The sequence below is a fragment of the Xanthomonas sp. PPL134 genome (assembly GCF_040595915.1).
GTDB lineage: Bacteria > Pseudomonadota > Gammaproteobacteria > Xanthomonadales > Xanthomonadaceae > Xanthomonas_A > Xanthomonas_A indica.
The window spans coordinates 322,787-346,052 of the sequence record NZ_JAMDLL010000001.1 but is presented as its reverse complement, the minus strand read 5'-3'; the positions used below and the strand labels follow the sequence as shown (position 1 = coordinate 346,052).

The 23,266-nt window shown below is 69.1% G+C and carries 18 protein-coding genes and 1 tRNA gene; 9 read left to right on the top strand and 10 right to left on the bottom strand.

Translation table 11 applies throughout. The features are described 5' to 3' along the window. Positions 1-104 precede the first annotated feature (104 nt). The 6 genes from M3U25_RS01570 to M3U25_RS01545 all read left to right on the top strand — a co-directional run bounded on the left by M3U25_RS01570 (position 105) and on the right by M3U25_RS01545 (position 9,747). Positions 105-1,829, top strand: a complete 1,725-nt coding sequence (locus M3U25_RS01570) for an IlvD/Edd family dehydratase (RefSeq protein WP_355495658.1) — start codon at positions 105-107, stop codon at positions 1,827-1,829. Between the two features lie 321 nt (positions 1,830-2,150). Beyond that, positions 2,151-2,675, top strand: a complete 525-nt coding sequence (locus tag M3U25_RS01565) for an RNA polymerase sigma factor (protein WP_184502487.1) — start codon at positions 2,151-2,153, stop codon at positions 2,673-2,675. Between the two features lie 65 nt (positions 2,676-2,740). Further along, positions 2,741-3,739, top strand: coding sequence for a FecR domain-containing protein (locus M3U25_RS01560; RefSeq protein WP_355496345.1), 999 nt, complete (start codon positions 2,741-2,743; stop codon positions 3,737-3,739). A gap of 267 nt (positions 3,740-4,006) precedes the next feature. Continuing rightward, positions 4,007-6,910: a TonB-dependent receptor gene (locus M3U25_RS01555; protein WP_355495662.1), complete on the top strand. Its 2,904-nt coding sequence runs from the start codon at positions 4,007-4,009 to the stop codon at positions 6,908-6,910. A 121-nt stretch (positions 6,911-7,031) separates the two neighbouring features. Beyond that, on the top strand, positions 7,032-8,333 hold the full coding sequence (locus tag M3U25_RS01550; protein ID WP_355495665.1) for a histidine-type phosphatase: 1,302 nt from the start codon (positions 7,032-7,034) through the stop codon (positions 8,331-8,333). A 109-nt stretch (positions 8,334-8,442) separates the two neighbouring features. Then, positions 8,443-9,747 (top strand): jacalin-like lectin, encoded by a 1,305-nt coding sequence (locus M3U25_RS01545; RefSeq protein WP_355495668.1) that lies wholly within the window; start codon positions 8,443-8,445, stop codon positions 9,745-9,747. 294 nt (positions 9,748-10,041) lie between these two features. On the opposite strand, the gene radA is transcribed toward M3U25_RS01545, so the two are convergent. The 3 genes from radA to M3U25_RS01530 form a co-directional block, all read right to left on the bottom strand. Beyond that, a complete protein-coding gene (gene radA / locus M3U25_RS01540; RefSeq protein ID WP_242082206.1) occupies positions 10,042-11,427 on the bottom strand; it encodes a DNA repair protein RadA in 1,386 nt (461 codons plus the stop codon). A gap of 309 nt (positions 11,428-11,736) precedes the next feature. Then, positions 11,737-13,626 carry a tetratricopeptide repeat protein gene (locus M3U25_RS01535; RefSeq protein WP_355495671.1) on the bottom strand — a complete coding sequence of 630 codons (1,890 nt, stop codon included), beginning with the start codon at positions 13,624-13,626 and terminating at the stop codon, positions 11,737-11,739. A 159-nt stretch (positions 13,627-13,785) separates the two neighbouring features. Continuing rightward, complete coding sequence (locus M3U25_RS01530; protein ID WP_355495673.1) at positions 13,786-14,556, bottom strand: SDR family NAD(P)-dependent oxidoreductase; 771 nt, start codon at positions 14,554-14,556, stop codon at positions 13,786-13,788. Between the two features lie 73 nt (positions 14,557-14,629). Between M3U25_RS01530 and M3U25_RS01525 the strand changes: the two genes are divergently transcribed. Further along, on the top strand, positions 14,630-15,136 hold the full coding sequence (locus M3U25_RS01525; RefSeq protein ID WP_355495675.1) for a MarR family winged helix-turn-helix transcriptional regulator: 507 nt from the start codon (positions 14,630-14,632) through the stop codon (positions 15,134-15,136). Positions 15,137-15,348: 212 nt separating this feature from the next. Here the strand turns inward: M3U25_RS01525 and cyoD are convergent, their stop codons facing one another. The 5 genes from cyoD to M3U25_RS01500 form a co-directional block, all read right to left on the bottom strand. Next, a complete protein-coding gene (gene cyoD, locus M3U25_RS01520) occupies positions 15,349-15,690 on the bottom strand; it encodes a cytochrome o ubiquinol oxidase subunit IV (RefSeq protein ID WP_019796085.1) in 342 nt (113 codons plus the stop codon). After that, positions 15,690-16,316, bottom strand: coding sequence for a cytochrome o ubiquinol oxidase subunit III (gene cyoC, locus M3U25_RS01515; RefSeq protein ID WP_010341156.1), 627 nt, complete (start codon positions 16,314-16,316; stop codon positions 15,690-15,692). Before cyoC ends, cyoD begins: the two co-directional genes overlap by 1 nt. A 3-nt stretch (positions 16,317-16,319) precedes the next feature. After that, positions 16,320-18,320 (bottom strand): cytochrome o ubiquinol oxidase subunit I, encoded by a 2,001-nt coding sequence (cyoB, locus tag M3U25_RS01510; RefSeq protein WP_355495681.1) that lies wholly within the window; start codon positions 18,318-18,320, stop codon positions 16,320-16,322. Further along, positions 18,320-19,261, bottom strand: coding sequence for a ubiquinol oxidase subunit II (cyoA, locus tag M3U25_RS01505; protein ID WP_242082211.1), 942 nt, complete (start codon positions 19,259-19,261; stop codon positions 18,320-18,322). Before cyoA ends, cyoB begins: the two co-directional genes overlap by 1 nt. Positions 19,262-19,576: 315 nt before the next feature. After that, positions 19,577-19,652, bottom strand: a tRNA-Thr gene (locus tag M3U25_RS01500). A 118-nt stretch (positions 19,653-19,770) separates the two neighbouring features. Here M3U25_RS01500 and M3U25_RS01495 point away from each other — a divergent pair. Together M3U25_RS01495 and M3U25_RS01490 are read left to right on the top strand one after the other, a co-directional pair. After that, positions 19,771-20,727: a hypothetical protein gene (locus tag M3U25_RS01495; RefSeq protein WP_355495684.1), complete on the top strand. Its 957-nt coding sequence runs from the start codon at positions 19,771-19,773 to the stop codon at positions 20,725-20,727. Continuing rightward, a complete protein-coding gene (locus M3U25_RS01490; RefSeq protein WP_355495687.1) occupies positions 20,724-21,443 on the top strand; it encodes a hypothetical protein in 720 nt (239 codons plus the stop codon). Before M3U25_RS01495 ends, M3U25_RS01490 begins: the two co-directional genes overlap by 4 nt. Before the next feature lie 283 nt (positions 21,444-21,726). On the opposite strand, the gene ispH is transcribed toward M3U25_RS01490, so the two are convergent. Continuing rightward, a complete protein-coding gene (ispH, locus tag M3U25_RS01485; protein WP_355495690.1) occupies positions 21,727-22,677 on the bottom strand; it encodes a 4-hydroxy-3-methylbut-2-enyl diphosphate reductase in 951 nt (316 codons plus the stop codon). 57 nt (positions 22,678-22,734) lie between these two features. Further along, a complete protein-coding gene (gene lspA / locus M3U25_RS01480) occupies positions 22,735-23,238 on the bottom strand; it encodes a signal peptidase II (RefSeq protein WP_160964381.1) in 504 nt (167 codons plus the stop codon). Positions 23,239-23,266: the final 28 nt, after the last annotated feature.

Here is a 23,266-nt window from a genome sequence, read left to right as displayed (position 1 = left end):
TTTCACGTATCAATATGCCCGCTAGCATCCCCCGCGTAAAGCATCCGGGGGCGGCTTGCGCACAAGGCGGATCCCGGCGTCCTGGACTCGAGGAATCCGCCGACATGGGCTCACCCAGCAAACCGCCGCGCCGCAGCCAGGCGTGGTTCGGGCGCGAAGGCAAGCAGGGCTTCTACTACCGCAGCTGGCTCAAGAGCGCCGGCCATCCGCACGACATGTTCGACGGCCGCCCGGTGATCGGCATCTGCAACACCTGGTCGGAACTGACCCCGTGCAACGGCCACCTGCGCGAACTGGCCGAACACGTCAAACGCGGCGTGTACGAGGCCGGCGGGTTCCCGCTGGAGTTCCCGGTGATGTCGCTGGGCGAGACGCAGATGCGCCCCACCGCGATGCTGTTCCGCAACCTCGCCAGCATGGACGTGGAGGAATCGATCCGCGCCAATCCACTGGACGGGGTGGTGCTGCTGATGGGCTGCGACAAGACCACCCCGGCGCTGCTGATGGGCGCGGCCAGCGTGGACCTGCCGACCATCGGCGTGTCCGGCGGGCCGTCGCTGTCGGGCAACTGGCGTGGGCAGCCGCTGGGCTCGGGCACCGGCGTGATCGAGATGTCGGAGATGGTCCGCGCCGGCACCCTGAGCCAGGACGATTTCGTCGAGGCCGAAGCCTGCATGCAACGCTCCAAGGGCAGCTGCATGACCATGGGCACCGCCTCGACCATGGCCAGCATGGTCGAAGCACTGGGCATGTCGCTGCCGGAGAACGCGGCGATCCCGGCGGTGGACGCGCGCCGCGCGCGGCTGGCGCGGCTCAGCGGGCGGCGCATCGTGCAGATGGTGGAAGAGGACCTGCGCATGTCGCAGGTGCTGACCGCCGATGCCTTCGCCAACGCGATCAAGGTCAACGCGGCAATCGGCGGCTCCACCAACGCGGTGCTGCACCTGCTCGCCCTGGCCGGCCGGGTGGGCGTGCCGCTGCAACTGGACGACTGGGACCGGCTCGGCTCGCACCTGCCGTGCCTGGTGAACCTCAAGCCGTCCGGCCAGTACCTGATGGAAGACTTCTACTACGCCGGCGGGCTGCCGGCGGTGATGCGCGAACTCGGCGCCGAACTGGCGCTGGACGCGCGCACCGTCAATGGTCAAACCCTGGGCGAGAACGTGGCGCAGGCGCCGTGCTGGAACCGCGAGGTGATCCACCCGCTGGACGCGCCAGTGCGCGCGGAGGCCGGCATCGCCGTGCTGCGCGGCAACCTGGCGCCGGACGGCGCGGTGATCAAGCCCTCGGCCGCCTCGCCGCACCTGTTGCGGCACCGCGGGCGTGCGGTGGTGTTCGAAAGCATCGAGGACTTCAAGGCGCGCATCGACGACGAGGCGCTGGACATCGACGCCGACTGCATCATGGTGCTCAAGCACTGCGGCCCGCGCGGCTACCCGGGCATGGCGGAGGTCGGCAACATGCCGCTGCCGCCGAAGCTGCTGCGCGCCGGCATCACCGACATGGTGCGCATCTCCGACGCGCGCATGAGCGGCACCGCTTACGGCACCGTGGTGCTGCACGCCTCGCCCGAGGCCGCGGCCGGCGGCCCGCTGGCGCTGGTGCGCGACGGCGACATCATCGAACTCGACGTCCCCGGCCGCGCGTTGCACCTGGAAGTCAGCGACGAGGAACTGCTGCGTCGGCGCAGCGAATGGACCCCGCCGCCGGCCCCGACGCGCGGCTGGAGCAAGCTCTACGTGGAGCACGTGCAACAGGCGCACCTGGGCGCGGACCTGGACTTCCTGGTCGGCGGCAGCGGCGACGCGGTGGCGCGCGATTCGCATTAGCGGCCGCGGCCAGATGCATCCACCCTGCTTTCCTAGGAGCGGCTTCAGCCGCGACAGGCGTTACCGATAGCGCCCATCGCGGCTGAAGCCGCCCCCACAGGAGCTCGCGGCGAGCCCGCCGTGTGCACTGTGGGAGGGACTTCAGTCCCGACGCATTGCGCCATCGGAAAGCGCGCCATTCCGTGCATCGCGGCTGCATGACAGTCGACTCCCACAGAAAGTGGCGAACACCGGCTTCTTCCCACGCATCGCAGCCCACGTCACCGAACCGTCATCTGCAGCTTCTAGCCTGCCCCGCACCCCAGGGACAAGGCAGGCTCGGTGGCGGCTCCCCCCAAACGCGCATGGGCGCGCATGTTCGCGGAACACGGTCCGGTGCTGCGCGGCTTCTTCGTGCGCCGCGGCGCACGCGAAGACGCCGAGGACATGGTGCAGGAGACCTATCTGCGGCTGCTGCGCGCGCATCGGCAGCAGGGCGAGGCCATCGCCAATCCCGAAGCCTATCTGTACACCGTCGCGCAGAACCTGGCGCGCGAACAGGCCGCGCGTCGCCGCCAGGCGCCGCTGCGCATCGACGAGATGGAGCAGTTCTCGCAATTGCTGGCGGCGGGAGACGACGTGGAAGACAGCGCACACCGGCGGCAACGCCAGCAGCACCTGCAGGCCCTGCTCGCCGACCTGCCCGCGCGCACCCGTGCGGTGCTGGTGATGCAGTACCGCGACGGGCTGAGCTACAAGCAGATCGCCGAACGCATGGGCGTGTCGCCGCACATGGTCAAGAAACACGTGGTGCGCGGTCTGTCGGCCTGCCGCCGCGCGCTGGCCGACAGCGGAGAGCGCTGGTGAACGACAGCGCCTTCTCGTCGCGCAGCGCCATCGCCGAGGCCGCGCACTGGCATGCCTTGCAGCGCATGCAGCCGCTGGACGCGCAACAGGAACAGCAGCTGCTGGACTGGCTGACCGCCTCGCCGCAGCACCTGCGCGAGTATCTGGCGATGCAGCGCGTGGCCGGCGACCTCGGCGAGGCGCTGCGCGGCATGGACCTGGACGTGGATGCCTTGCTGGCCAGCGACGCCGCCGCCGATGGTGCCGCAGCCAACAACGTGATCGCCCTGCCCTTGCCGCGGCGTGCGACCGCGACAGCAACAGCGCGCGCGGCGCGATTCCATGCCGCGCCACGCTGGCGCCTGGCCGCGGCCGCCGCGGTCTGCGCGGTCGCGGTGCTGGTCGGCTGGGCCTGGCCGCGCCCCCAGACCTACCGCACCGCGCTCGGCGAACAAGGCCGCGTGCAACTGGCCGACGGCAGCGTGGTGCGGCTCAATGCGCAGACCCGGGTGCGCGCCACGCTGACGCCGTGGAGCCGGACGCTGCAGTTGCTGCAGGGCCAGGCCAGTTTCGTGGTCGCCGCCGACCGCCGCCCGCTGCAGGTGCAGGCCGGCGGCCTGCGCGTGGAGGACATCGGCACCACGTTCGACATCGCCCTGCACCGGGATCAGGCCCGCGTCGAGGTGTCGTCCGGTCGCGTGCACGTATGGCGCCAGGACCAACCGCAGCAGCCGATGCTGGCCGATCTCGGCGCCGGCCAGAGCGCGCGCATCGATACCGCCGATGGGCGGGTCGAACTCGGCAACGAGGACGTCGCGGCCATGCATGCCTGGTGGCAGCACCGCATCGTGTTCCGCGACGAACCGCTGGCCAATGTCGCCGAAGACTTCAACCGGCTCAACCGCACCCGCCTGCTGATCGACGACGCCGACGCGGGTGCGATGCGGCTGACCGGCAACCTGCGCGGCGACGATCTCGCCGCGTTGCGCGCCTTCCTGGATGCGCAGCCGACATTGCAGGTACACGCAAGCGCCGACGGCATCCACGTGCGCAGCCGCGCGCCGACGCCAGTGCGCCCGCAGTAGCGTGCAGGGTCGTCGCGCGCGGCGCGGCGCACGCATCGTCCAGACCGAATGATCGGCGCGCCGTCGCGTGCCATCAGCGCGTCACACGCGTCGTGCACGCGCGTCTCCGTGCGCGCGGCGCCAGCCCCCGCCGCACGTGTCACAGAAAATTCATCGAAAAACGGTGCCCGATCGTCGCGGTCGCGCCTCGTAGTCCGGGGACAGCGCAGGCAAACGCCCGATGGCGATGCCACGCGCACCACCACCCCGCTCTCACAGGACCCGACGATGCGCCGCACCCTGTTCCTTTCCATCGCCCTCGCCCTGCATGCCGGCGCCGCCGGCGCGCAGACCGCGCCCGTCGCGGTCGATGCGATTCCCGCGCAGCCGCTGGCGCGCGCGCTCAACGCGCTGTCGCGGCAAACCGGCCTGCAGTTCGTCTATGCCGCCGGCAACACCGGCAATCCGCAGACCCATGGCAGCCGCGCCGGCGCGGCGCCGGAACAGGCCCTGCAGCAACTGCTCGACGGTACCGGCCTGCGCTACCGCTTCCTGACCCCGACCACGGTGACGATCGAGGCGGCGAACGCGCCGGCCGAGGCTGCCGCCACCGTGCCGGCGACCATGACCGCCGCACCGACACCGACACCGACACCGACAACGCCGGCGGACGCGCCGGTCAAGCAACTGGACGGCATCCAGGTGCTCGGCAGCTACGCCGGCAGCCTCAGCGCTGCGCTGCGCGAGAAGCGCTACGCCGACAGCGTGGTCGACGTGATCGCCGCCGAGGACATCGGCAAGCTGCCGGCGCAGAACGTGGCCGAAGCGCTGCAGCGCGTGCCCGGCGTGTCGATCGTGCGCGACCGCGGCGAAGGCGTGTACGTGCGCGTGCGCGGCCTCGGGCCCAACTTCCAGGTGACCACGCTCAACGGCCAGACCATGGCGGTCAACGAGAACGTGCGCACCTCCGGCCAGACCGGCCGCCAGTTCCGCTACGACACGCTGCCGGCGGAACTGGTTGCCGGCCTGGACGTGATCAAGAGTCCCACCGCCGACCTGGACGAGGGCGCGATCGGCGGCATCGTCAACGTACGCACGTTTCGCCCGCTGGAACTGGGCAAACCCCTGACCAACGTGTCGCTGGAGTCGAGCCAGGCGCAGCGCACCCACGCCAACGATCCGCGCGTGTCCGGCCTGTTCAACTGGGTCAACGCCGACGGCACCTTCGGCCTGCTGCTCTCCGGTGCCTATGCGCAGCGCAGCCTGCGCCAGGACCGGGTCAACGAGGTGAGCTGGGACTACTACCGCGACGGCGTGCCGGGCGTGCCCGGCGCCCACTACGTGCCCACCGGCCTGCGCCCGACGCTGGAACTGGAGCAGCGCGAACGCACCGGCATCGCCGCTTCGCTGCAATGGAAGCCGAGCGCAGCCTGGGAAACCAACCTGGACCTGCTGTACGCCAAGCAGACCGTGCACTACGACGAATACAGCCTGGGCGTGGGCTTCGACAGCCTGGCCAAGCTCAGCAACCTGCGCGTGGCGCACGGCGGCATCGCCGGCTTCGACTACCGCAACGGCCAGGTGCAGATCTCGCGCGAGACCTCCGGCATCACCGACGACAACCGCAGCGCGCGCCTGTCCAGCACCTGGAGCGGCGATGCGTGGACGCTGGGCGCGGTGGCGTTCCACTCGCAGGCGCACAGCTACGACTCCGATCCGATCCGGCGTACGCGCCTGCGCAGCGGCACCACCCTGTCGATGCGCGTGGACATGCCGCAGGCCGATGGCGACGACGTGCCCGACTGGCGCTTCACCAACGGCTTCGACCCGACCAACCCGGCCAGCGTGGCCGGGCGCCGCCTGGAATGGCGCGAGATCGATGCGCACGACAAGGAGGACGCGCTGCAGCTCGACGCCAAGCGCGCGCTCGGCGACGGTTTCTTCCGCGACCTCAAGTTCGGCGCCAAGTACCGGCAGCGATCGCGCACCTACGATCGCGCCGACCTGCTGCTGACCAGCATCGCCGGCGTGCGCTTCCCGGCCGGCAACTTCACCGCGCTGCCGGTGGACGACATGCTCGCCGACGCCAACGGCAGCCTGCCGCGGCAGTGGCTGGCGCCGATCGAATCGACCTTCTTCGGCACCTGGCCGACCGCGGCCGACCTGGTCAACACGCCCAACAGCGCCGACCTGCAGAACTCCTACGAGGTGAAGGAGAAGATCGGCTCGGCCTACGCGATGGCCGACTTCGGCAGCGAACTGGCCGGCCGCGAACTGCGCGGCAACCTCGGCGTGCGCCTGGTGCGCACCGAGCAGACCACCGACGGCCACGCCGATGTCAACGGCGGCGCGCAACCGGTGCACTTCGCGCGCAGCTACAGCAACGCGCTGCCCTCGTTCAACGCCGCCTGGGACGTGCGCGAGGACATGGTGCTGCGCAGTTCCGCGGCCAAGGTCATCACCCGCCCCGACCTCACCGACCTGTCGTCCAAGCTCACCTTCAATTCCAGCGGCGAAATCCTCACTGCCAGCGGCGGCAATCCGTCGCTGCGTCCGTTCGAGGCCTGGCAGTACGACCTGACCTTCGAGTGGTACATCGACGGCACCTCGGCGCTGACCGGCGGCGTGTTCTACAAGGACATCTCGCGCTTCATCCAGACCCAGTTGTCGAACCTGCAGTACCAGAACCAGACCTACCTGCTCTCGTCCAAGACCAACGGCAGCCAGGCCAGCGTCAAGGGCGTGGAAGTGGCCTACCAGCAGGTCTTCGCCGGCCTGCCGGCGCCGCTGGACGGGCTGGGCATGCAACTCAACTACACCTGGACCGACAGCGAGGCCACCTACCGCGACGGCAGCCGCACCTTCACCGACAGCCTCGAAGGCGTGGCCAAGAACACCTACAACGCGGTGCTGTTCTACGAGAAGGGGCCGCTGATGGCGCGGGTGAGCTACAGCTGGAGCGACGACATCGTCAACGCGGTCGGCACCGCCAACGTCGCCACGCTCAACAGCGACCAGTTCGGCAGCCTCGACGCCAACGTGGCCTGGAAGGTCAACGACACCCTGTCGGTGTTCGTCAACGCGATCAATCTCACCGGCGCGGTGCAGCGCCAGTACGTCGGCGACCGCCTGTTCGGCGGCTACACCGACTACGGCCGCACCTGGTCGGTGGGCGTGCGCGCACGCTTCTGATCCGCCGCGCTGCCGCCACGCGCGGCAGCCGCCCGGCGCCCGTTGCCTGCACGGCCGCGGGCGCCCGCCATCGCACCGTGCGCCGCGCGCGCGGCGCACCGCCTCTGCCTGGAGCTTGCCGATGCCACTGCTGTCGCGCCTCGCCACCCTCGCCCTGTTCGCCCTCGCGCCGCTGGCCTGCGCCGCGGCACGCGCGCAACCGGCCACGACAGAAACGCTGGAAAAAGTCATCATCCTCAAGCGCCACGGCGTGCGCGCGGCGATGTCCAGCACCGAGCAACTGGAGCGCTACTCGGTGCGCCCCTGGCCGCGCTTCGCGGTGCCCGCCGGATATCTCACCGCGAACGGCGCGGCGCTGGAACGGCTGTTCGGTGCTTATTACCGCGCCCGCTACGCGCCGCTGGGGCTGTTCGCCGGCGACGGCTGCGCGGCCGCGTACTACTGGGCCAACCGCACCCAGCGCACCGTGGCCTCTGCGCAGGCGCTGGCCAGCACGCTGACCCCGGGCTGCGCCAACCCGGTACACAGCGTCGCCGACGGCACCTCCGATCCGCTGTTCGACGGCGCGCCCGCCCTGCGCACTCCCGCCGCGGTGGCGCAGATGCGCGCGGCCATCGCCGGCCGCATCGGCGGCGATGCGCAGGCCTGGAATGCGGCCCAGGCCGACGCGGTGGACAGCCTGCAGCAACTGCTGCTGCAGTGCGCGCAACGGCCCTGCCCGGCCGACGCCGGCAGCGGCAAGCTGCGCCTGGATGCGGTGCCGGCACGACTGGGCGACGCCGAGGATGCGATCCCCGACATCGAAGGCCCGGCCGCGGCCGCCTCCGGCCTCAGCGAAAGCCTGCTGATGGGCTGGGCCGACGGCCAGGACTTCGCCGCGCTCGGCTGGCGCGGCGTGGACGCAGCCAGCCTGTTGCGCGCCTTCGCCCCGCACCAGGCGGAATTCGCGCTGCGCCTGCGCGCGCCGGCGGTGGCACGCATGGCCGCCTCGCCGCTGGCGGCGCGGCTGCTGGCGACGCTGCTGGACGGCAGCGGCCAGGCCACGCGTGCCGCGCCGATCGGCGGCGCGGCACGGCTGGTGGTGCTGTCCGGCCACGACGGCACCCTGACCCTGCTGGCCGGCATGCTCGACCTGCACTGGCAACTGCCCGGCTACCAACCGGACCAGACTGTGCCCGGCGGCGCACTGGTATTCGAGCGCTGGCGCCGCGCCGACGGCGAGCGGGTGATCCGCCTGCGCTACATCGCGCAGAGCCTGGCGCAGCTGCGCGAACGCCGCGCGTTGACGCTGCAGGCGCCGCCGCTGAGCTCGCCCGTGTTCATCCCGCAGTGCAGCCGCGCCGACGCCGCCTACGACTGCCCGCTGCCGGCCTTCGCCGCCGCGGTCGAGGCCGCACTCGATCCGCGGTTCCTGACCCCATGACGCCACGTGCGCCGGCCCCGGCCGGTCGCGCGGCGGCATCGGTGCCTTCCGGCACCGCCCCTGGCGCTAGCGCCATCCGCTGTTCCTCCCAACCCGCAAGAGGCGATTCATGATCCAGCATCTACGCACCCTCGTGAGCTACGGTATCGGATTGAGCCTGGCCTGCACCGGCGTGGTCCACGCGCAATCGGACGTCGGCGTCCTCGACGTGCTCTCCTACAACGTCGCCGGCCTGCCGCAGGGCATTTCCAGCAGCAACCCGGCCGCCAACACGGCGCAGATCGCACCGAAGCTGGCGCCCTACGGCCTGATCAACGTGCAGGAAGATTTCAACTACCACGCCACGTTGTACGCAGGCGACAAGCACCCCTATCGCACGCCCACCAGCGGCGGCGCTGCAATCGGCGATGGCCTCAACACGCTGAGCAACTACCGCTTCGACGACTTCACCCGCGTCAAGTGGGACAAGTGCAACGGCACCGACTGCCTCACCCCCAAGGGCTTCAGCTACATGCGCGTGCGCCTGGACGACGGCGTACTGCTGGACGTGTACAACGCGCATCCCAACGCCGGCACCGAGAGCGGCGACCTGGCCGCACGCCGCGCCAACATCAGCCAGCTCTCGCAGTTCATCCAGACCTGGTCGGCCGGCAACGCGGTGCTGGTGATGATGGATTCCAACACCCGCTACACCCGTGCCGACGACAACATCCGCACGCTGATCGCCGCCAACGGCCTGACCGACACCTGGGTGGAACTGGTCAAGGGCAGCGCCCCCGCCGCCGGTGCCGCACCGCTGCTGTGCGGCACCCCGCCGACCAACGACTGCGAGGTGGTGGACAAGATCCTGTACCGCGACGCGCCGCAGCTGACCCTGGTCGCCAACCGCTACAAGCTCGACGACGGCAACTTCTACGACAGCGACGGCAAGCCGCTGTCCGACCACTACCCGCTGGCCGCGCAGTTCGGCTGGGCGGTCGGTACCACCGTGCGCACCAGCGACCAGTTCGGCGGCCCGCATGGCACCCCGTTCAACGACATCGCCAAGGGCGCCGAGCAGCGCACCATCGCCAGCGTGACCCTGCGTGGTGCCGAGCGCCTGGACGGCATCGCGCTGGGCCTGGACAACGGCAGCACCCTGGCCCACGGCGGCAGCGGCGGCGATCCGGTCACGCTGCGTCTGGCTGCCAACGAGCGGCTGACCTCGGCCACGCTGAGCGTGGGCCAGTACAACGGCCACACCCGGCTGTTCTCGCTGAGCCTGCGCACCAACCAGGGCCGCAGCCTCAGCGCCGGCACGCCGACCACCGAGACCTACACGCTCACCGCGCCCGGCGGCTGGCACATCGCCGGCTTCACCGGCCGCGACGGCGACGAGATCGACAAGCTCGGCGTGGTGTACCGCAAGGATTGACGGACCCGCAGGCGCCATCGCGCCTGCGGCGCCGCAACGGCAACGGCGCGCGTGGCGACGCGCGCCGTTCGCTGTGCGCAAGCATCATGGCCTGACTGCGATCCATGGCCAATCCCACGCATCGATGTGCAGCGAATGGATGCATCGCATGCTGCCGCGGCGAGCGGAGCGCTCCACGCCAGCCGCGCGATGCGACGGCGGCGCGACCTGGACCGTGCCATCGCACGCACCGCGCCGGGATCCGCAGCGATGCCACCCGAAGGGACGGCGAAGACGCGACCGCCGAGGCGCGGCTTATTCGCTCGCCGCTTCCAACGCCTGCGCCAGGCGCTCCACCGCGATCACTTCCATGCCCTTGACCGTGCCGGTCTTGGGCGCGTTGGCTTTGGGCACGATGGCGCGCTTGAAGCCGTGCGTGGCGGCCTCGCGCAGCCGGTCCTCGCCGTTGGGCACGGGACGGATCTCGCCCGACAGGCCGACCTCGCCGAAGGCGATGGTCTTCTCCGCCAGCGGTCGGTCGCGCAGCGACGACAGCACCGCCAGCAGCACCGGCAGGTCGGCCGCAGTCTCCTGCACGCGGATGCCGCCGACCACGTTGACGAACACGTCCTGGTCGCCGACCACGATGCCGCCATGGCGGTGCAGCACGGCCAGCAGCATCGCCAGCCGGTTCTGCTCCAGCCCCACCGCCACGCGTCGCGGGTTGGACAGCGGCGAGGCATCGACCAGCGCCTGCACTTCCACCATCAGCGGCCGCGTGCCTTCGCGGGTGACCATCACGCAACTGCCGGGCTGGTGCGCGCTGCCGCCGGAGAGGAAGATCGCCGACGGATTGGAGACTTCCTTCAGCCCCTTCTCGCCCATCGCGAACACGCCCAGCTCGTTGACCGCGCCGAAGCGGTTCTTGAACGCGCGCAGCAGGCGGAAGCGGCTGCCGCTCTCGCCCTCGAAGTACAGCACCGCATCGACCATGTGCTCGAGCACGCGCGGGCCGGCGATGCCGCCTTCCTTGGTGACGTGGCCGACCAGGAACACCGCGGTGCCGGTCTCCTTGGCATAGCGCACCAGCCGCGCCGCACTCTCGCGCACCTGGCTGACCGAACCGGGCGCGGCGGTCAGCGCCTCGGTCCACAGGGTCTGCACCGAGTCGGCGACGATCAGCTTGGGCCGCGCCGCGCTGGCGTGCTGCAGGATGTGCTCGATGCCGGTCTCGGCCAGCGCGTTGAGGCCGTCCAGCGGCAGGTCCAGGCGCACCGCGCGCCCGGCGACCTGGCCCAGCGATTCCTCGCCGGTCACGTACAGCACCGGCAGGGTGCCGGCCATCTTCGCCAGCGCCTGCAGCAACAGCGTGGACTTGCCGATGCCGGGATCACCGCCGATCAGCACCACCGCGCCTTCCACCAGACCGCCACCGAGCACCCGGTCGAACTCGCCGATGCCGGTGGAGACCCGCGCCTGGTCGCGATGCTCCACGTCCTTGAGCGCGGTGATCTTCGGTGTCTCGGCCTTGCCGGCCCAGCCGCTGCGGCGCGCCGCGGCCGGTGCCTTGGCCGTGGCCGCGCTCTCCAGCACGATCTCGCTCAGCGTGTTCCAGGCGCCGCATTCGGTGCACTGGCCCTGCCATTTGGTGTATTCAGCGCCGCACTCGCCGCAGACATAGGCCGTTTTCGCTTTCGCCATCTGCTTCTGGTCCGCTCAGACAATGCATCAGCATAGTGGCTGGCGGTCTCAAGGTCCGCGACGGAGGTGCGCCACGATCGTCCAGCGGCATCGGCGAACCGAAAAACCACGCATTTTTGTAGGAGCGGCTTCAGCCGCGAACGAGCGTTACCGGTGCTGCCCCGTCGCGGCTGAAGCCGCTCCTACGACAGACGCACCGTATGCCTGCTCAACGCAGCGGCGGCGATCGATCACTTGCCGCACAGCGCGACGCGGACGCAGCTCCCCGCCGCCCGGCATGACGACGCCGGGCGGGGGGCCATCGCCGCCTCAACGCGCCTTGTACAACTCGCTCAAGCGATCCGGGGTGCCGGCGATGCGCTCCAGGTGCGGATACTGCAAGCCGCCGTGGTAGGCGATGCGCAGCGTGTCGTAACGGTCGCCGCGCTTGACCAGCAGTTCGATCGGGGCGCTGCCGCCCTTGGCCGCGGTGATCGCGTCCTTGAGCGCCTCGGCGCTGTACTCCTGGCCACCGACCGCCACCACGCGGTTGCCGGCGATGAGGCCGGCGTTGAACGCCGGGCTGTCCCACAGCACGGACTGCACCTGGCCCTGCTGGTCCAGGCTCAGGCCCAGCGAATAGCTCAGGTCCAGGCTCTTGTTGCGCGCCTCGCTGGTCTTGTTGGCCGCGTTCGGCTGATCGGTATAGACCAGCTTCCAGCCGCTGGCCTCGATGCCGCCGACCAGCGAACCGTGCTCATCGAGACGGCTGCGCAGCAGGGTCGCCCAGTCGTACTTGGCGATGCCGTCGAGCGTGGCGACGATGTCGTCGAAGGTGTAGGGGTTCACGTCCCAGGCGCCGTCGTGCATGCCGAAGAACGCCTTGGCGAAGTCGTCCAGCGAGCGCTTGCCGCCGCTGAGCTCGCGCAGCTTGGCGTTGACCTCCAGCCAGACCATCTGCCCGCCGGAATAGTAGTCCTCGCTCAGTTGGTAGCTGCGGTAGGCGCGCGGCCGGCGCATCGACATGGTCGGGTCGTTGGTGGTGTCCTGCAGCGCGCGCCAGGCCAGGCCGGGCCGGCCGCGCTGATAGGTGGCGGCGACGTTGGCCAGCATGTCGCGGGCCTGGTCCTGGGTCCACAGCCCCGCGCGCGCGGCGATCACCTCGCCCCAGAACTGGGTCTGGCCCTCGTACAGCCACAGCAGGCTGTCGCCCATCGGCACGTTGAAGTTGGGCGTGGCCAGGTCGGCACCGCGGCGGTACTTGCCGTTCCAGGAGTGGTTGAACTCGTGCGCGAGCAGGTCGCGCATCTCCCAGCTCTTGTCCCACTCGGTGAAGTAGTCCAGCGGGCCGCTGTTCTCGCTGGAGCGGTGGTGCTCCAGGCCGATGCCGCCGAGCTTGTCGGTCAGCGCCAGCAGGAACTCGTAGTGGTCGAAGTGGCGCGCGCCGTACAGCTTGTCCATCTGCTGCACCAGGGCCACGTGCGCCTTGACCTGCTCGGGCTTGGCCTCCAGCGACTTGGGCTTGTCGGCGAACACGTTCAGCGCCACCGGCGCCTTGCCCTTGGCATCCAGCACGATGCGCTTGTAGTACTTGCCGGCGAACATCGGCGAGTCGACCAGGTCGTCGAAATCGATCGGCTTGAAGGTCACCGTGTCGCCGGTCCGCGACGCGGTCTCCAGCGCCGTGGCGTAGTCCCAGCCGGCCGGCAGGGTCACGCTGGCCTGCGCCTTGATGTTGCGCGCGTACACCCCGGCCGGATATAGCGCGGTGGTGTTCCACTGCAGGTTGAGCATCTCCGGGGTCATCATCACCCGGCCCTGGCCGTCGCCCTGCGAGGACAGGAACTGGTACTCGGCGACGATCTCGCTGACGCCGGCGGGCACGTCGATCTTGAACGCATAGACGTCGTACTGGTCGCGCGTCCACGGCAGCACCTTGCCGTTGGCCTTGATCACCAGCCCGGCCAGCTTGTCGATCGGGCCGGTCGGCGAATGGTTGCCGGGGATCCACTGCGGGTACAGCAGGGTCATCGGTCCCGGCGCGGCCGGGATGGTGGTGCGCACGCGGAAGATGCGGTGCGCCAGATCGGTGGCGTCGACATCGATCTTCAGCGTGCCGGCGAACGGCACGTCGCGCGGCGGGGCGGTCTGCGCCGAGGCCTGGAACGCGACAGTGGCGGCCAGCAGCAACGGCGCCATCCAGGCGGTGGACTTTCTCATGGGGTCTCCAGGGGGGGCGAACGACAGCGGACAAGCAAACCCCCATGCTATGCCCGCGCCGCCGCCGCGTGCCATGCCATAGGTCATGCCCGCGGCGATCGCCGCGCCTGGCACCGCGCTCCACGAGACGCGAGCCCCGCACACGCAGCGGATCGCGCTTCAGTACCTGCGCACGGGAAAGCGCCCGGAGAACCCATCGAACACGGCACGCTCCACGTCGAGACGATGCCGAAACTCCGCCGAATCGGTCATTCCGAAGCCGAGCTCATCGGCCTGCCCCGCCGCGAGGCCGGCGAAGATGGCGTCGCAGAAGTCGTCCAGGTCCGCGCCATGCGCCATGCCAGGGCCTGCCAGGCCGGTGCGGACAGCGGGTGGGATGATTTCCACGACCCTGACCGGCGTCGCGGAGAGCGCGAAGCGGAGGTTGACCGTATAGCTGTGGAGCGCGGCCTTGCAGGCGCTGTAGACCGGGGCGAACGGTTGCGCAACGAAGGCGCCGCCGGAGGAGACATTGGCGACGAGCGCAGGCTCGCCATGCTGCCGCAACAGCGGGACCAGCAGATGGTTCAGATGCACGACGGCAGCGAACAGGATGTCGATCTCGCGCTGGCGCTCGGCCCAGGGCGCCTGGTCGTCGGCGAGCGCGACGCGTCGCTGGATGCCGGCGTTGTTGACGACCACGCGCAGCCTCGGATGCCGCGCGTGCAGGTGCTGCGCGAGTCGCTCGCGCTCTTCGGCCACCCCGATGTCGTTGACCAGGGTCTGCAGGCCGGGCGCGGCCTTGGCCGCGCGGTCGAGCTTGCCGGCATCACGGCCGGTGACCAGCACGTTTGCGCCTGCGGCCAGGAAGCGCCGCGCGAGGCCGAACCCGATGCCGTCGCTGCCGCCGGTCAGCAACACATCCACACCTGCAAAGGTCGTTGCGGACATCGTCCTCGCCTCCATCGAATGCGGGCCGCTCGGCAGGCATCGCCTGCCGGCCCATGGCCGTTGTGAAGTTGTCATGTCAACCCAGGAATACGCCCATCGGGTTGTCATGTCAACCGGCGGGGTCTATGGTGACGGCATGAAACACGCGCGACTTTCCACACGCGAGCTGGCGATCTGGCACGCCTTCAAGCAGATGGGCCAGACGGTGATGGCGGCCGTCGAAAAGGACCTGGCCGCCGGGGCCGGCCTGACCGGCAGCGACTTCGGCGTGCTGTCGCGGCTCGTGGATCTGGGCAAGGGCGAACTGCGCCAACAGGCGCTCGCCGATTCCATGGGATGGCACAAGAGTCGGCTGTCGCATCAGCTCACGCGCATGCAGGCGCGCGGCCTGGTCCGCCGCAACGGCAGCGAGCCGCGCGTGGTGACGGTCGCCATCACCGCCCTGGGCGAGGACAAGATCGCGGCGGCACGCTCGGTCCACGCCGCCTCGGTCAGAACCCGGCTGCTCGATCGCCTCAGCACGGAAGACGCGCAGACACTGCTGAACCTCGCCGCGACGCTCGGCGCAGACCAGCACTGACCTCGGCGCGCCGCGCCTCGTTTCCGCAGGGCGCGCGGCGTCGATGCAGGCTTGCGTCGCCTTGGTATGCCGATCGCGGCTCCCGCAGGTGCCGGCCCGCCACGCCGATATCGGAGCGCTTGGCCTGCCCTTGCAGCGCTGCCGGGCTGCAGCCCGTAGAACGCAAAAGGCCGCCCGGAGGCGGCCTTCGCGAACCTGCGGCGGTGCCGCCCTCAATGCATCATGTTGACGTTGAGGTTGTGCATCACCCACAGCGAGCCGACCACCACGATGCCGATGATCAGCAGCGAGAACAGGCCCACGTGCACGTTGGAGCGCTGTTCGGCCGAACGGTCCATGTGCAGGAAGTAGATCAGGTGCACCAGCATCTGCACCGCGGCCAGCACCGCGATGACGATGACGGTGACGCCGCGCGGGAAGGCCCCGCTCATCACCATGCCGAACGGGATCACGGTCAGGATCACCGCCAGCACGAAGCCGACCAGGTAGGACTTCAGGCCGCCGCCATGGCCGTGCTCGGCGTGCGCGTCGGAGGACGAATGATGGTTGGCCATTACAGCGCTCCCAGCAGGTAGACGATGGTGAACACGCCGATCCAGATCACGTCCAGGAAGTGCCAGAACAGGCTCAGGCACGCCAGGCGGGTCATGTTGCGCGGGGTCAGGCCGTTCTTGGCGATCTGGATCACCAGCACCGTCATCCACAGCAGGCCCGAGGCCACGTGCAGACCGTGGGTGCCGACCAGGGTGAAGAAGGCCGACAGGAACGCGCTGCGGCCGGGGCCGGCGCCCTCTTCGATCAGGTGGTGGAACTCGTAGAGTTCCATGCCCAGGAAGCCCAGGCCCAGCGCCGCGGTGACCGCCAGCCAGCCGTACAGGCCGCCCATGCTGCGCTTGTTCGCCGAGATCATCGCCAGGCCGAAGCCCAGGCTGCTGAACAGCAGCAGGAAGGTCTCCACCAACACGAACTTCAGGTCGAACAGTTCCTTGGCGGTCGGGCCGTCCACCGTCGCACCGGCCAGCACCGCGTAGGTGGCGAACAGGCCGGCGAAGATGAGGCAGTCGCTCATCAGGTAGACCCAGAACCCGAAGACGGTGTTGCCGCCCGCGTCGTGATGTTCGTGGTCGTGGTCGTGGCCGCCCGCGTGGGCGGCGTGGGGATCGAGCGTCGTGGAAGCCATGGTTCAGACCGCCTTTGCGGCGTTGGCCGCGTGTTGCTGTTCCAGCAGGGCGAAACGCGCGTTCTCGATGCGTTCCACTTCCTCCGCCGGGACCCAGTAATCGATGTCGTCATCGAAGGTGCGCGCGATGAAGCTGCCGATCATGCCGACCAGGCCGATCACCGCCATCCACCAGATGTGCCAGGTCAGCGCGAAACCCAGGACGATGCTGAAGGCACCGATCCAGAAACCCGCCGCCGTGTTGCGCGGCATGTGGATCGGTTCGTACTTGGCCGGACGGGGCCAGCCCTTGCCCTTGAGCTTGTCTTCCCAGAACTGGTCGCGGTCGTCGATGTGCGGCAGCACCGCGAAGTTGTAGAACGGCGGCGGCGAGGAGGTCGCCCACTCCAGGGTCCGGCCGTCCCACGGGTCGCCGGTCAGGTCCAGGTTGTCCTTGCGCTTCCAGATGCTGTAGCCGATCTGCACCAGGTTCAGGAAGATGCCGGTACCGATGATCGCCGCACCCGCCGCGGCCACCATCAGCCACGGCGCCCACTCCGGGTGGTTGTAGCTGTTCATGCGCCGGGTCATGCCCATGAAGCCGAGCACGTACAGCGGCATGAAGGCGACGAAGAAGCCGATGATCCAGCACCAGAACGAGGCCTTGCCCAGCTTCTCGTTGAGCTTGAAACCGAACGCCTTCGGGAACCAGTAGGTCAGGCCCGCCAGGTAGCCGAACACCACGCCGCCGATGATCACGTTATGGAAGTGCGCGATCAGGAACAGGCTGTTGTGCAGCACGAAGTCCACCGCCGGGATCGCCAGCATCACGCCGGTCATGCCGCCGATGACGAAGGTGATGATGAAGCCGATGGTCCACAGCACCGGTGCGGTCATGTGCACGCGGCCGCGGAACATGGTGAACAGCCAGTTGAAGATCTTCACGCCGGTGGGGATCGAGATGATCATCGTCGTGATGCCGAAGAAGGCATTGACGTTGGCGCCCGAACCCATGGTGAAGAAGTGGTGCAGCCACACGATGAACGACAGCACGCCGATGCACGAGGTCGCGTACACCATCGAGGTGTAGCCGAACAGGCGCTTGCGGCTGAAGGTGGCGATCAGCTCGGAGAAGATGCCGAACGCCGGCAGGATCAGGATGTAGACCTCCGGGTGGCCCCAGATCCAGATCAGGTTGACGTACATCATGGCGTTGCCGCCACCGTCGTTGGTGAAGAAGTGCGTGCCCAGGTAGCGGTCCGCACCCAGCAGCGCCAGCGCCACGGTCAGGATCGGGAACGCGGCGATGATCAGGATGTTGGTGATCAGCGCGGTCCAGGTGAAGATCGGCATGCGCATCAGGGTCATGCCCGGCGCGCGCATGCGCATGATCGTCACGAAGAAGTTGATGCCGGTGAGCAATGTGCCCAGGCCCGAGATCTGCAACGCCCAGATGTAGTAGTCGACACCGACGCCTGGACTGTATTCCAGCCCGGACAGCGGCGGGTAGGCCAACCAGCCGGTCTGCGCGAACTCGCCCACGCCCAGGGAGATGTTGACCAGCGCCGCGCCGGCCACGAACAGCCAGAAGCTCAGCGAGTTCAGGAACGGGAACGCCACGTCGCGCGCGCCGATCTGCAGCGGCACGATCAGGTTCAGCAGGCCGGTCATGAACGGCATGGCCATGAAGAAGATCATGATCACGCCGTGCGCGGTGAAGATCTGATCGTAGTGGTGCGGCGGGAAGATGCCTTCGTTGCCGCCGTGCGCGATCGCCTGCTGGGTGCGCATCATCGCCGCATCGGCGAAGCCGCGCAGCAGCATGACCAGCGCCACCACGATGTACATGACGCCGATGCGCTTATGGTCGACCGAGGTGAACCACTCCTTCCAGAGATAGCCCCACAGCTTGTACTTGGTGACCGCGGCCACGACCAGCAGGCCGAGCAGGCCGGCGCCGCCGAGCGCCGCCATGATGATCGGCTCGTGGTACGGAACCGCCTCGAGCGTGAGTTTGCCTAGCATCACTTGTCTCCAGAAGTGCACATGGCGACCGGCTCAGCAGCCGATGCCGGATGAGCGTCGTGGCCTTCCATCTTGTGGCCCTTGCCCATCATGTATTTGTCGATCAACGACTTGAACAGGCCGTCCTGCACCGAGGCGTAGTACGTCACCGGGTAGGCGGCCTTGTCGTTGCGGTTGGCCGCCAGCACCTGGAACTCGGCCTGGTTCAGGGTCTTCTGCGACGCCTTGACCTTGGCCACCCACGCGTCGAAGCCGGCGCGGTCGGTGGCATGCGCGGCGAAGCCCATCTTCGAGAAGCCGTGGCCGCTGTAGTTCGCCGACAGGCCGAACATCTCGCCCGGCTCGTTGGCGATCAGGTGCAGCTTGGTCTCCATGCCGGCCATCGCGTAGATCTGCGTGCCCAGGTGCGGGATGAAGAACGAGTTCATCACCGTGTCGGAGGTGATCTTGAAGTTCAGCGGCGTGTCGACCGGGAACGCGATCTCGTTGACCGTGGCGATGCCCTGCTCCGGATAGATGAACATCCACTTCCAGTCCAGCGCCACCGCCTCGATGGTGATCGGCTTGACGTCCGACTCCAGCGGCTTGTACGGATCCAGCGCATGCGAGGAGCGCCAGGTCAGCACCGCCAGGACCAGGATGATCATGCACGGGATCGACCACACCACCACCTCGATCGCGGTGGAGTGCGACCAGTTCGGCTCGTAGCGCGCCTTGGTGTTGGACGCGCGGTAGCGCCAGGCGAAGGCCAGGGTCATGACGATGACCGGGATCACCACCAGCAGCATCAGCACCACCGAGGTGATCAGCAGCGTCTTCTCGTCGTGGCCGATCTGACCCTTGGGGTTGAGGATGGCCGAGTTGCAGCCGGCCAGCAGCAGCGCGGCCAGCAGCAACAGACCGGAGCGCAGCGAGCGCCGGAGTTGTTTCAACGGAATCATCGAACGATCCAATTGCGTAGGGGATGCGAACCGCGCGGGAGCGGGAGGCGGGGCGCCGCACAAGGGCTGTCCCGCATCCGCCGCGGCATCCGGGCCGGCATGCGCGATCAACGACGCATTTTATGCTGCCGTGCGGCAACTCCGGAAGTCATTGACAAGCCCAGGCGGGCGCCAGGCCGCGTTTTTATGTGCGACACATTGCCGCACCCGGCTGCGACACGGCGTCGCAGGTTGCGGTGCGCACGGACCTGCGTCGCAGAAAGCGGCCTCGCAGAAACCAGGAAGGCAGCCTTGCGGCTGCCTTCTGGGTGCAACTGGTGCCGGAAACAGGAGTCGAACCTGCGACCTACGCATTACGAATGCGCCGCTCTACCGACTGAGCTATTCCGGCGGAACTGGCAATTCTAGGCGTCGGCCCAGGCCGGGGTCAATCGCTGCCCGGGCCTTCGCGCGCGCGCCGCAATCGATGGGTTACCCTCCCGCCCCGTCGTCCGCATCCCCCGCACATCGTGAAGTTGTTCGCCTGGTTCTGGCTCGCGTTCCTGCTGTTCTTCGCCCTGCCCTTCCCCTGCATCCTCTACTTCGGCAGCGACTGGCCACGCGTGCTGGCCCAGCCCAGTTCGCCCGCATGGGCGCTGACCCTGCTGGCGCTGTCGCTGGGCCTGTGGCTGCACCTGCTCTACGCCTACCTGGACACGCTGCTGCTGATGCCGGGACGCGCCCTGCAACGCGTGCGCCACCTCCTCGCCCACGGCGTGCGCCGCGAGGCGCTGATCGAACGCGCCGCACCGACCGGCGTCGAGGTCAAGGGCTGGCCGCAGCTGTCGCTGACCCTGGCCTTCGACAACCTGGCCGGCACCCCCATCCGCGACACCCTGGTGATCGTGGACCGCAAGCCGGCGCAACGCCGCTTCGAGAGCGGCCGGACCGTGCCGCTGCGGCTGAGCACCACGCCGGGAACCACCCCGAACCTGGTGCTGGAGGACGCCGAGCCGGCTCTGGACCGCGCCAGCCTGTGGCGCCGGGCGGCCGGCGCCGTGCTGCTGGTGGTCCTGGTCGGCGCGGCCTACGTCGTGGCCTGGCGCCTGCAGAACCGCGGGCTGGGCTGGACCTTCCTGACCTTCAACCACCCGCTGCTGATGTGCGCGCTGGTGCTCAACGGCTACGTGCTGGCGCTGCGCGTGATCCTGCGCGTGGTCCGCCGCAACGCCACCGACGAAACCCTGAAGTACCGCGGCCTGCGCGCCCGTGCGCGGGTGCTGGACGTGCGCCAGACCGGCACCACCCTCAACGAGCAGCCGCAGGTGGAGTTCCGTGTGGCGTTCGAGGACGCGTCGGGCACTCCGCACGAGGCGACGATGCGGCGGTTCGTGTCGCTGCTCGACGTCGGGCAGCTTCCGCGCGAGACCGTGTCGGTGCTGTACGACCCGCAGCATCCCACCCGCGCCGACCTGGAGCTGCCATGAAGACGCCGCCCACCCCCGTGGTCTTCGCCGGCGTGGTCCTGCTGCTCGGCGGCCTCGCCTTCGCCGGCGGCGCCTGGGACACCATCCGCGCCACCCTGCAGGCGGGCCCGCGCCTGCAGGCGGCGGGCCCAGGGGCTGCCCTGCAATCCCCCTCCACGCCGCAATCGCTGGTGGCGCCGACCACGACCGCTCCCGCTGCCGACACCCGCCCGGAGCCGACGCCGGCACCGCGCGGCAACCTGCTGTTCGACCTGGAGCGGCTGCGCGCGGCGCGTCAAGCACTGGTGGACCTGCCCGACCTGCAGGGCCACGATCTGCGCGTGTTCCATGCCGTGCACTTCTACGACAATCGAATCGGACTCCAGTTGCTGGACCCCGCGCGGCCGGGCCACGTGGACGACTACAGCTTCCACGACGAGGCCTGGCACAAGGGCGCGCCGGTGGATCCGCGCATGTTCGGCCCGTTCCTCAAGCCGGCCACCGACACCGCCGCCTTGCAGGACATCGATTTCGAGGGCGCCTATCGGGTGGCCACGGCCCTGAAGGAACAGGGCGAGGCGCTGCAGGCCGAGCCGGAGAAGGTGGATCACGTGTACGTGCTGATCGGCCGGCGCGGCCGCTTGCGCTGGATGCCCGATGGCGTGGAAGGCGATCACGTCACCATGGGCATCCTGTTCGATGCACAGGGGCGGCCGCGGGGCATGCAGCGCCAGTGAGCGTGGATGGCTGCGGCGCGGCCAGGCGCCGGAGGCCAGACGTGCGATGCCGGCACCGCTGCCAGGACGCTTCGCGCTCATGTGAGACGGCTTCGGGGCGCCGCCAATACCCTGTTGGTGCGCATCGCGCCGTCTCGGTGATCTCGTAGGAGCGGCTCTTGTCCCCTTTTCGGGATCAGCCGCGACGGGCGTTCCCGACAAGGCACGTCGCGGCTGGAGCCGCTCCTACGGCTCGCCACGACAGCCGCCTCTCCAGTGCAGAACGCGCGACCGCACGCGCCCGTCAGTCGACCAGGCGCAGCCGCAGTTCCTTGGGCAGGGCGAACACCATCGATTCCGGTTCGCCCGCCAGTTCCGACACGCCGTCGGCGCCGAGTTCGCGCAGCCGCGCGATCACCCCGTCCACCAGCACCTGCGGCGCCGAGGCGCCGGCGGTCAGGCCGACCCGGCACTTGCCGGCGATCCAGGCCGGGTCGATCTCGTCGGCGCCGTCGATCAGGTAGGACTCCACCCCGTCGCGCCGGGCCAGTTCGCTCAGCCGGTTGGAATTGGAGCTGTTCGGCGAGCCGACCACCAGCACCAGGTCGCACTCCCTGGCCAGGTCGCGCACCGCGTCCTGGCGGTTCTGCGTGGCATAGCAGATGTCGTCGTTCTTCGGGCCCTGCATCGCCGGGTAGCGCGCACGCAACGCCTCGATGATGCCGCGGGTATCGTCCACCGACAGCGTGGTCTGGGTGGTGTAGGCCAGGTTCTCCGGCTGCTTCACGTCCAGCGTGGCGACCTGCTCGATGTCCTCGACCAGGTAGATGCGGCCGGTGCCGCATTCGCGGTCCCACTGCCCCATCGTGCCTTCCACCTCCGGGTGGCCGGCGTGGCCGATCAGCACCACGTCGCGGCCGGCGCGGCAGTGCCGGGCCACCTCGAAATGCACCTTGGTGACCAGCGGGCAGGTCGCGTCGAACACCTTCAAGCCACGCCGCTCGGCTTCCTGACGCACCGCCTGGGCCACGCCGTGGGCACTGAAGATCACCGTGTTGCCGTCGGGCACTTCGTCCAGTTCCTCGACGAAGATCGCGCCGCGCTGCTTGAGGTCGTCGACCACGAAGCGGTTGTGCACCACCTCGTGGCGTACGTAGATCGGCGCGCCCAGGGTTTCGATGGCGCGCTTGACGATCTCGATCGCGCGATCGACGCCGGCGCAGAAGCCGCGGGGGTTGGCGAGCAGGACATCCATTGGCTAGATCCGCCGGCCGCAGGGGACCAGGCGCTTCGACAGGGAGAGTGGCACCGATTATCCCGCTTTTCGCTTCGCCTTGCCGTCGAACACGCCGAACAGGGCGATGCCGATGGCGCCGGCGACGATCGCCGAGTCGGCGATGTTGAACGAGGGCCAGTAGTGCTCGCCCACGTACCACTGGATGAAATCGACCACGTGGCCGTGCATCAGCCGGTCGATCACATTGCCGATCGCCCCGCCGATCACCAGCGCGTACGGCAGCGCGCTGCGCCACTCGCCGCGCGGGGTGCGCGCCAGCCACCAGGCCAGCAGGGCGCTGATGCCCACCGCCAGCGCGGTGAAGAACCAGAGCTGCCAGCCGCCGGCCTGGCTCAGGAAACTGAACGCGGCGCCGGTGTTGTAGGTCCGGTACCAGTTCCAGAAGCCGGGAATCACCGGCACCGCGGTGAACTCGGGCAGGCTGGACAGCACCCAGGCCTTGCTCCACTGGTCCAGGCCGATCACCACGGCCGACAGCAGCAGCCAGATCAGGGCGGAGGGGTTGGGTCGTGCGGTCATGCGGGAAGTCCGCCTTGGGCGAATGAGG

Excerpts from the sequence above, each read along its gene's own strand:
- M3U25_RS01570 (WP_355495658.1), top strand. The coding sequence starts at position 105 with ATGGGCTCACCCAGCAAACCGCCGCGCCGCAGCCAGGCGTGGTTCGGG.
- M3U25_RS01560 (WP_355496345.1), top strand. The coding sequence starts at position 2,741 with ATGCAGCCGCTGGACGCGCAACAGGAACAGCAGCTGCTGGACTGGCTG.
- M3U25_RS01555 (WP_355495662.1), top strand. The coding sequence starts at position 4,007 with ATGCGCCGCACCCTGTTCCTTTCCATCGCCCTCGCCCTGCATGCCGGC.
- M3U25_RS01550 (WP_355495665.1), top strand. The coding sequence starts at position 7,032 with ATGCCACTGCTGTCGCGCCTCGCCACCCTCGCCCTGTTCGCCCTCGCG.
- M3U25_RS01545 (WP_355495668.1), top strand. The coding sequence starts at position 8,443 with ATGATCCAGCATCTACGCACCCTCGTGAGCTACGGTATCGGATTGAGC.
- radA (WP_242082206.1), bottom strand. The coding sequence starts at position 11,427 with ATGGCGAAAGCGAAAACGGCCTATGTCTGCGGCGAGTGCGGCGCTGAA.
- M3U25_RS01535 (WP_355495671.1), bottom strand. The coding sequence starts at position 13,626 with ATGAGAAAGTCCACCGCCTGGATGGCGCCGTTGCTGCTGGCCGCCACT.
- M3U25_RS01530 (WP_355495673.1), bottom strand. The coding sequence starts at position 14,556 with ATGTCCGCAACGACCTTTGCAGGTGTGGATGTGTTGCTGACCGGCGGC.
- M3U25_RS01525 (WP_355495675.1), top strand. The coding sequence starts at position 14,630 with ATGTCAACCCAGGAATACGCCCATCGGGTTGTCATGTCAACCGGCGGG.
- cyoD (WP_019796085.1), bottom strand. The coding sequence starts at position 15,690 with ATGGCCAACCATCATTCGTCCTCCGACGCGCACGCCGAGCACGGCCAT.
- cyoC (WP_010341156.1), bottom strand. The coding sequence starts at position 16,316 with ATGGCTTCCACGACGCTCGATCCCCACGCCGCCCACGCGGGCGGCCAC.
- cyoB (WP_355495681.1), bottom strand. The coding sequence starts at position 18,320 with ATGCTAGGCAAACTCACGCTCGAGGCGGTTCCGTACCACGAGCCGATC.
- cyoA (WP_242082211.1), bottom strand. The coding sequence starts at position 19,261 with ATGATTCCGTTGAAACAACTCCGGCGCTCGCTGCGCTCCGGTCTGTTG.
- M3U25_RS01490 (WP_355495687.1), top strand. The coding sequence starts at position 20,724 with ATGAAGACGCCGCCCACCCCCGTGGTCTTCGCCGGCGTGGTCCTGCTG.
- ispH (WP_355495690.1), bottom strand. The coding sequence starts at position 22,677 with ATGGATGTCCTGCTCGCCAACCCCCGCGGCTTCTGCGCCGGCGTCGAT.
- lspA (WP_160964381.1), bottom strand. The coding sequence starts at position 23,238 with ATGACCGCACGACCCAACCCCTCCGCCCTGATCTGGCTGCTGCTGTCG.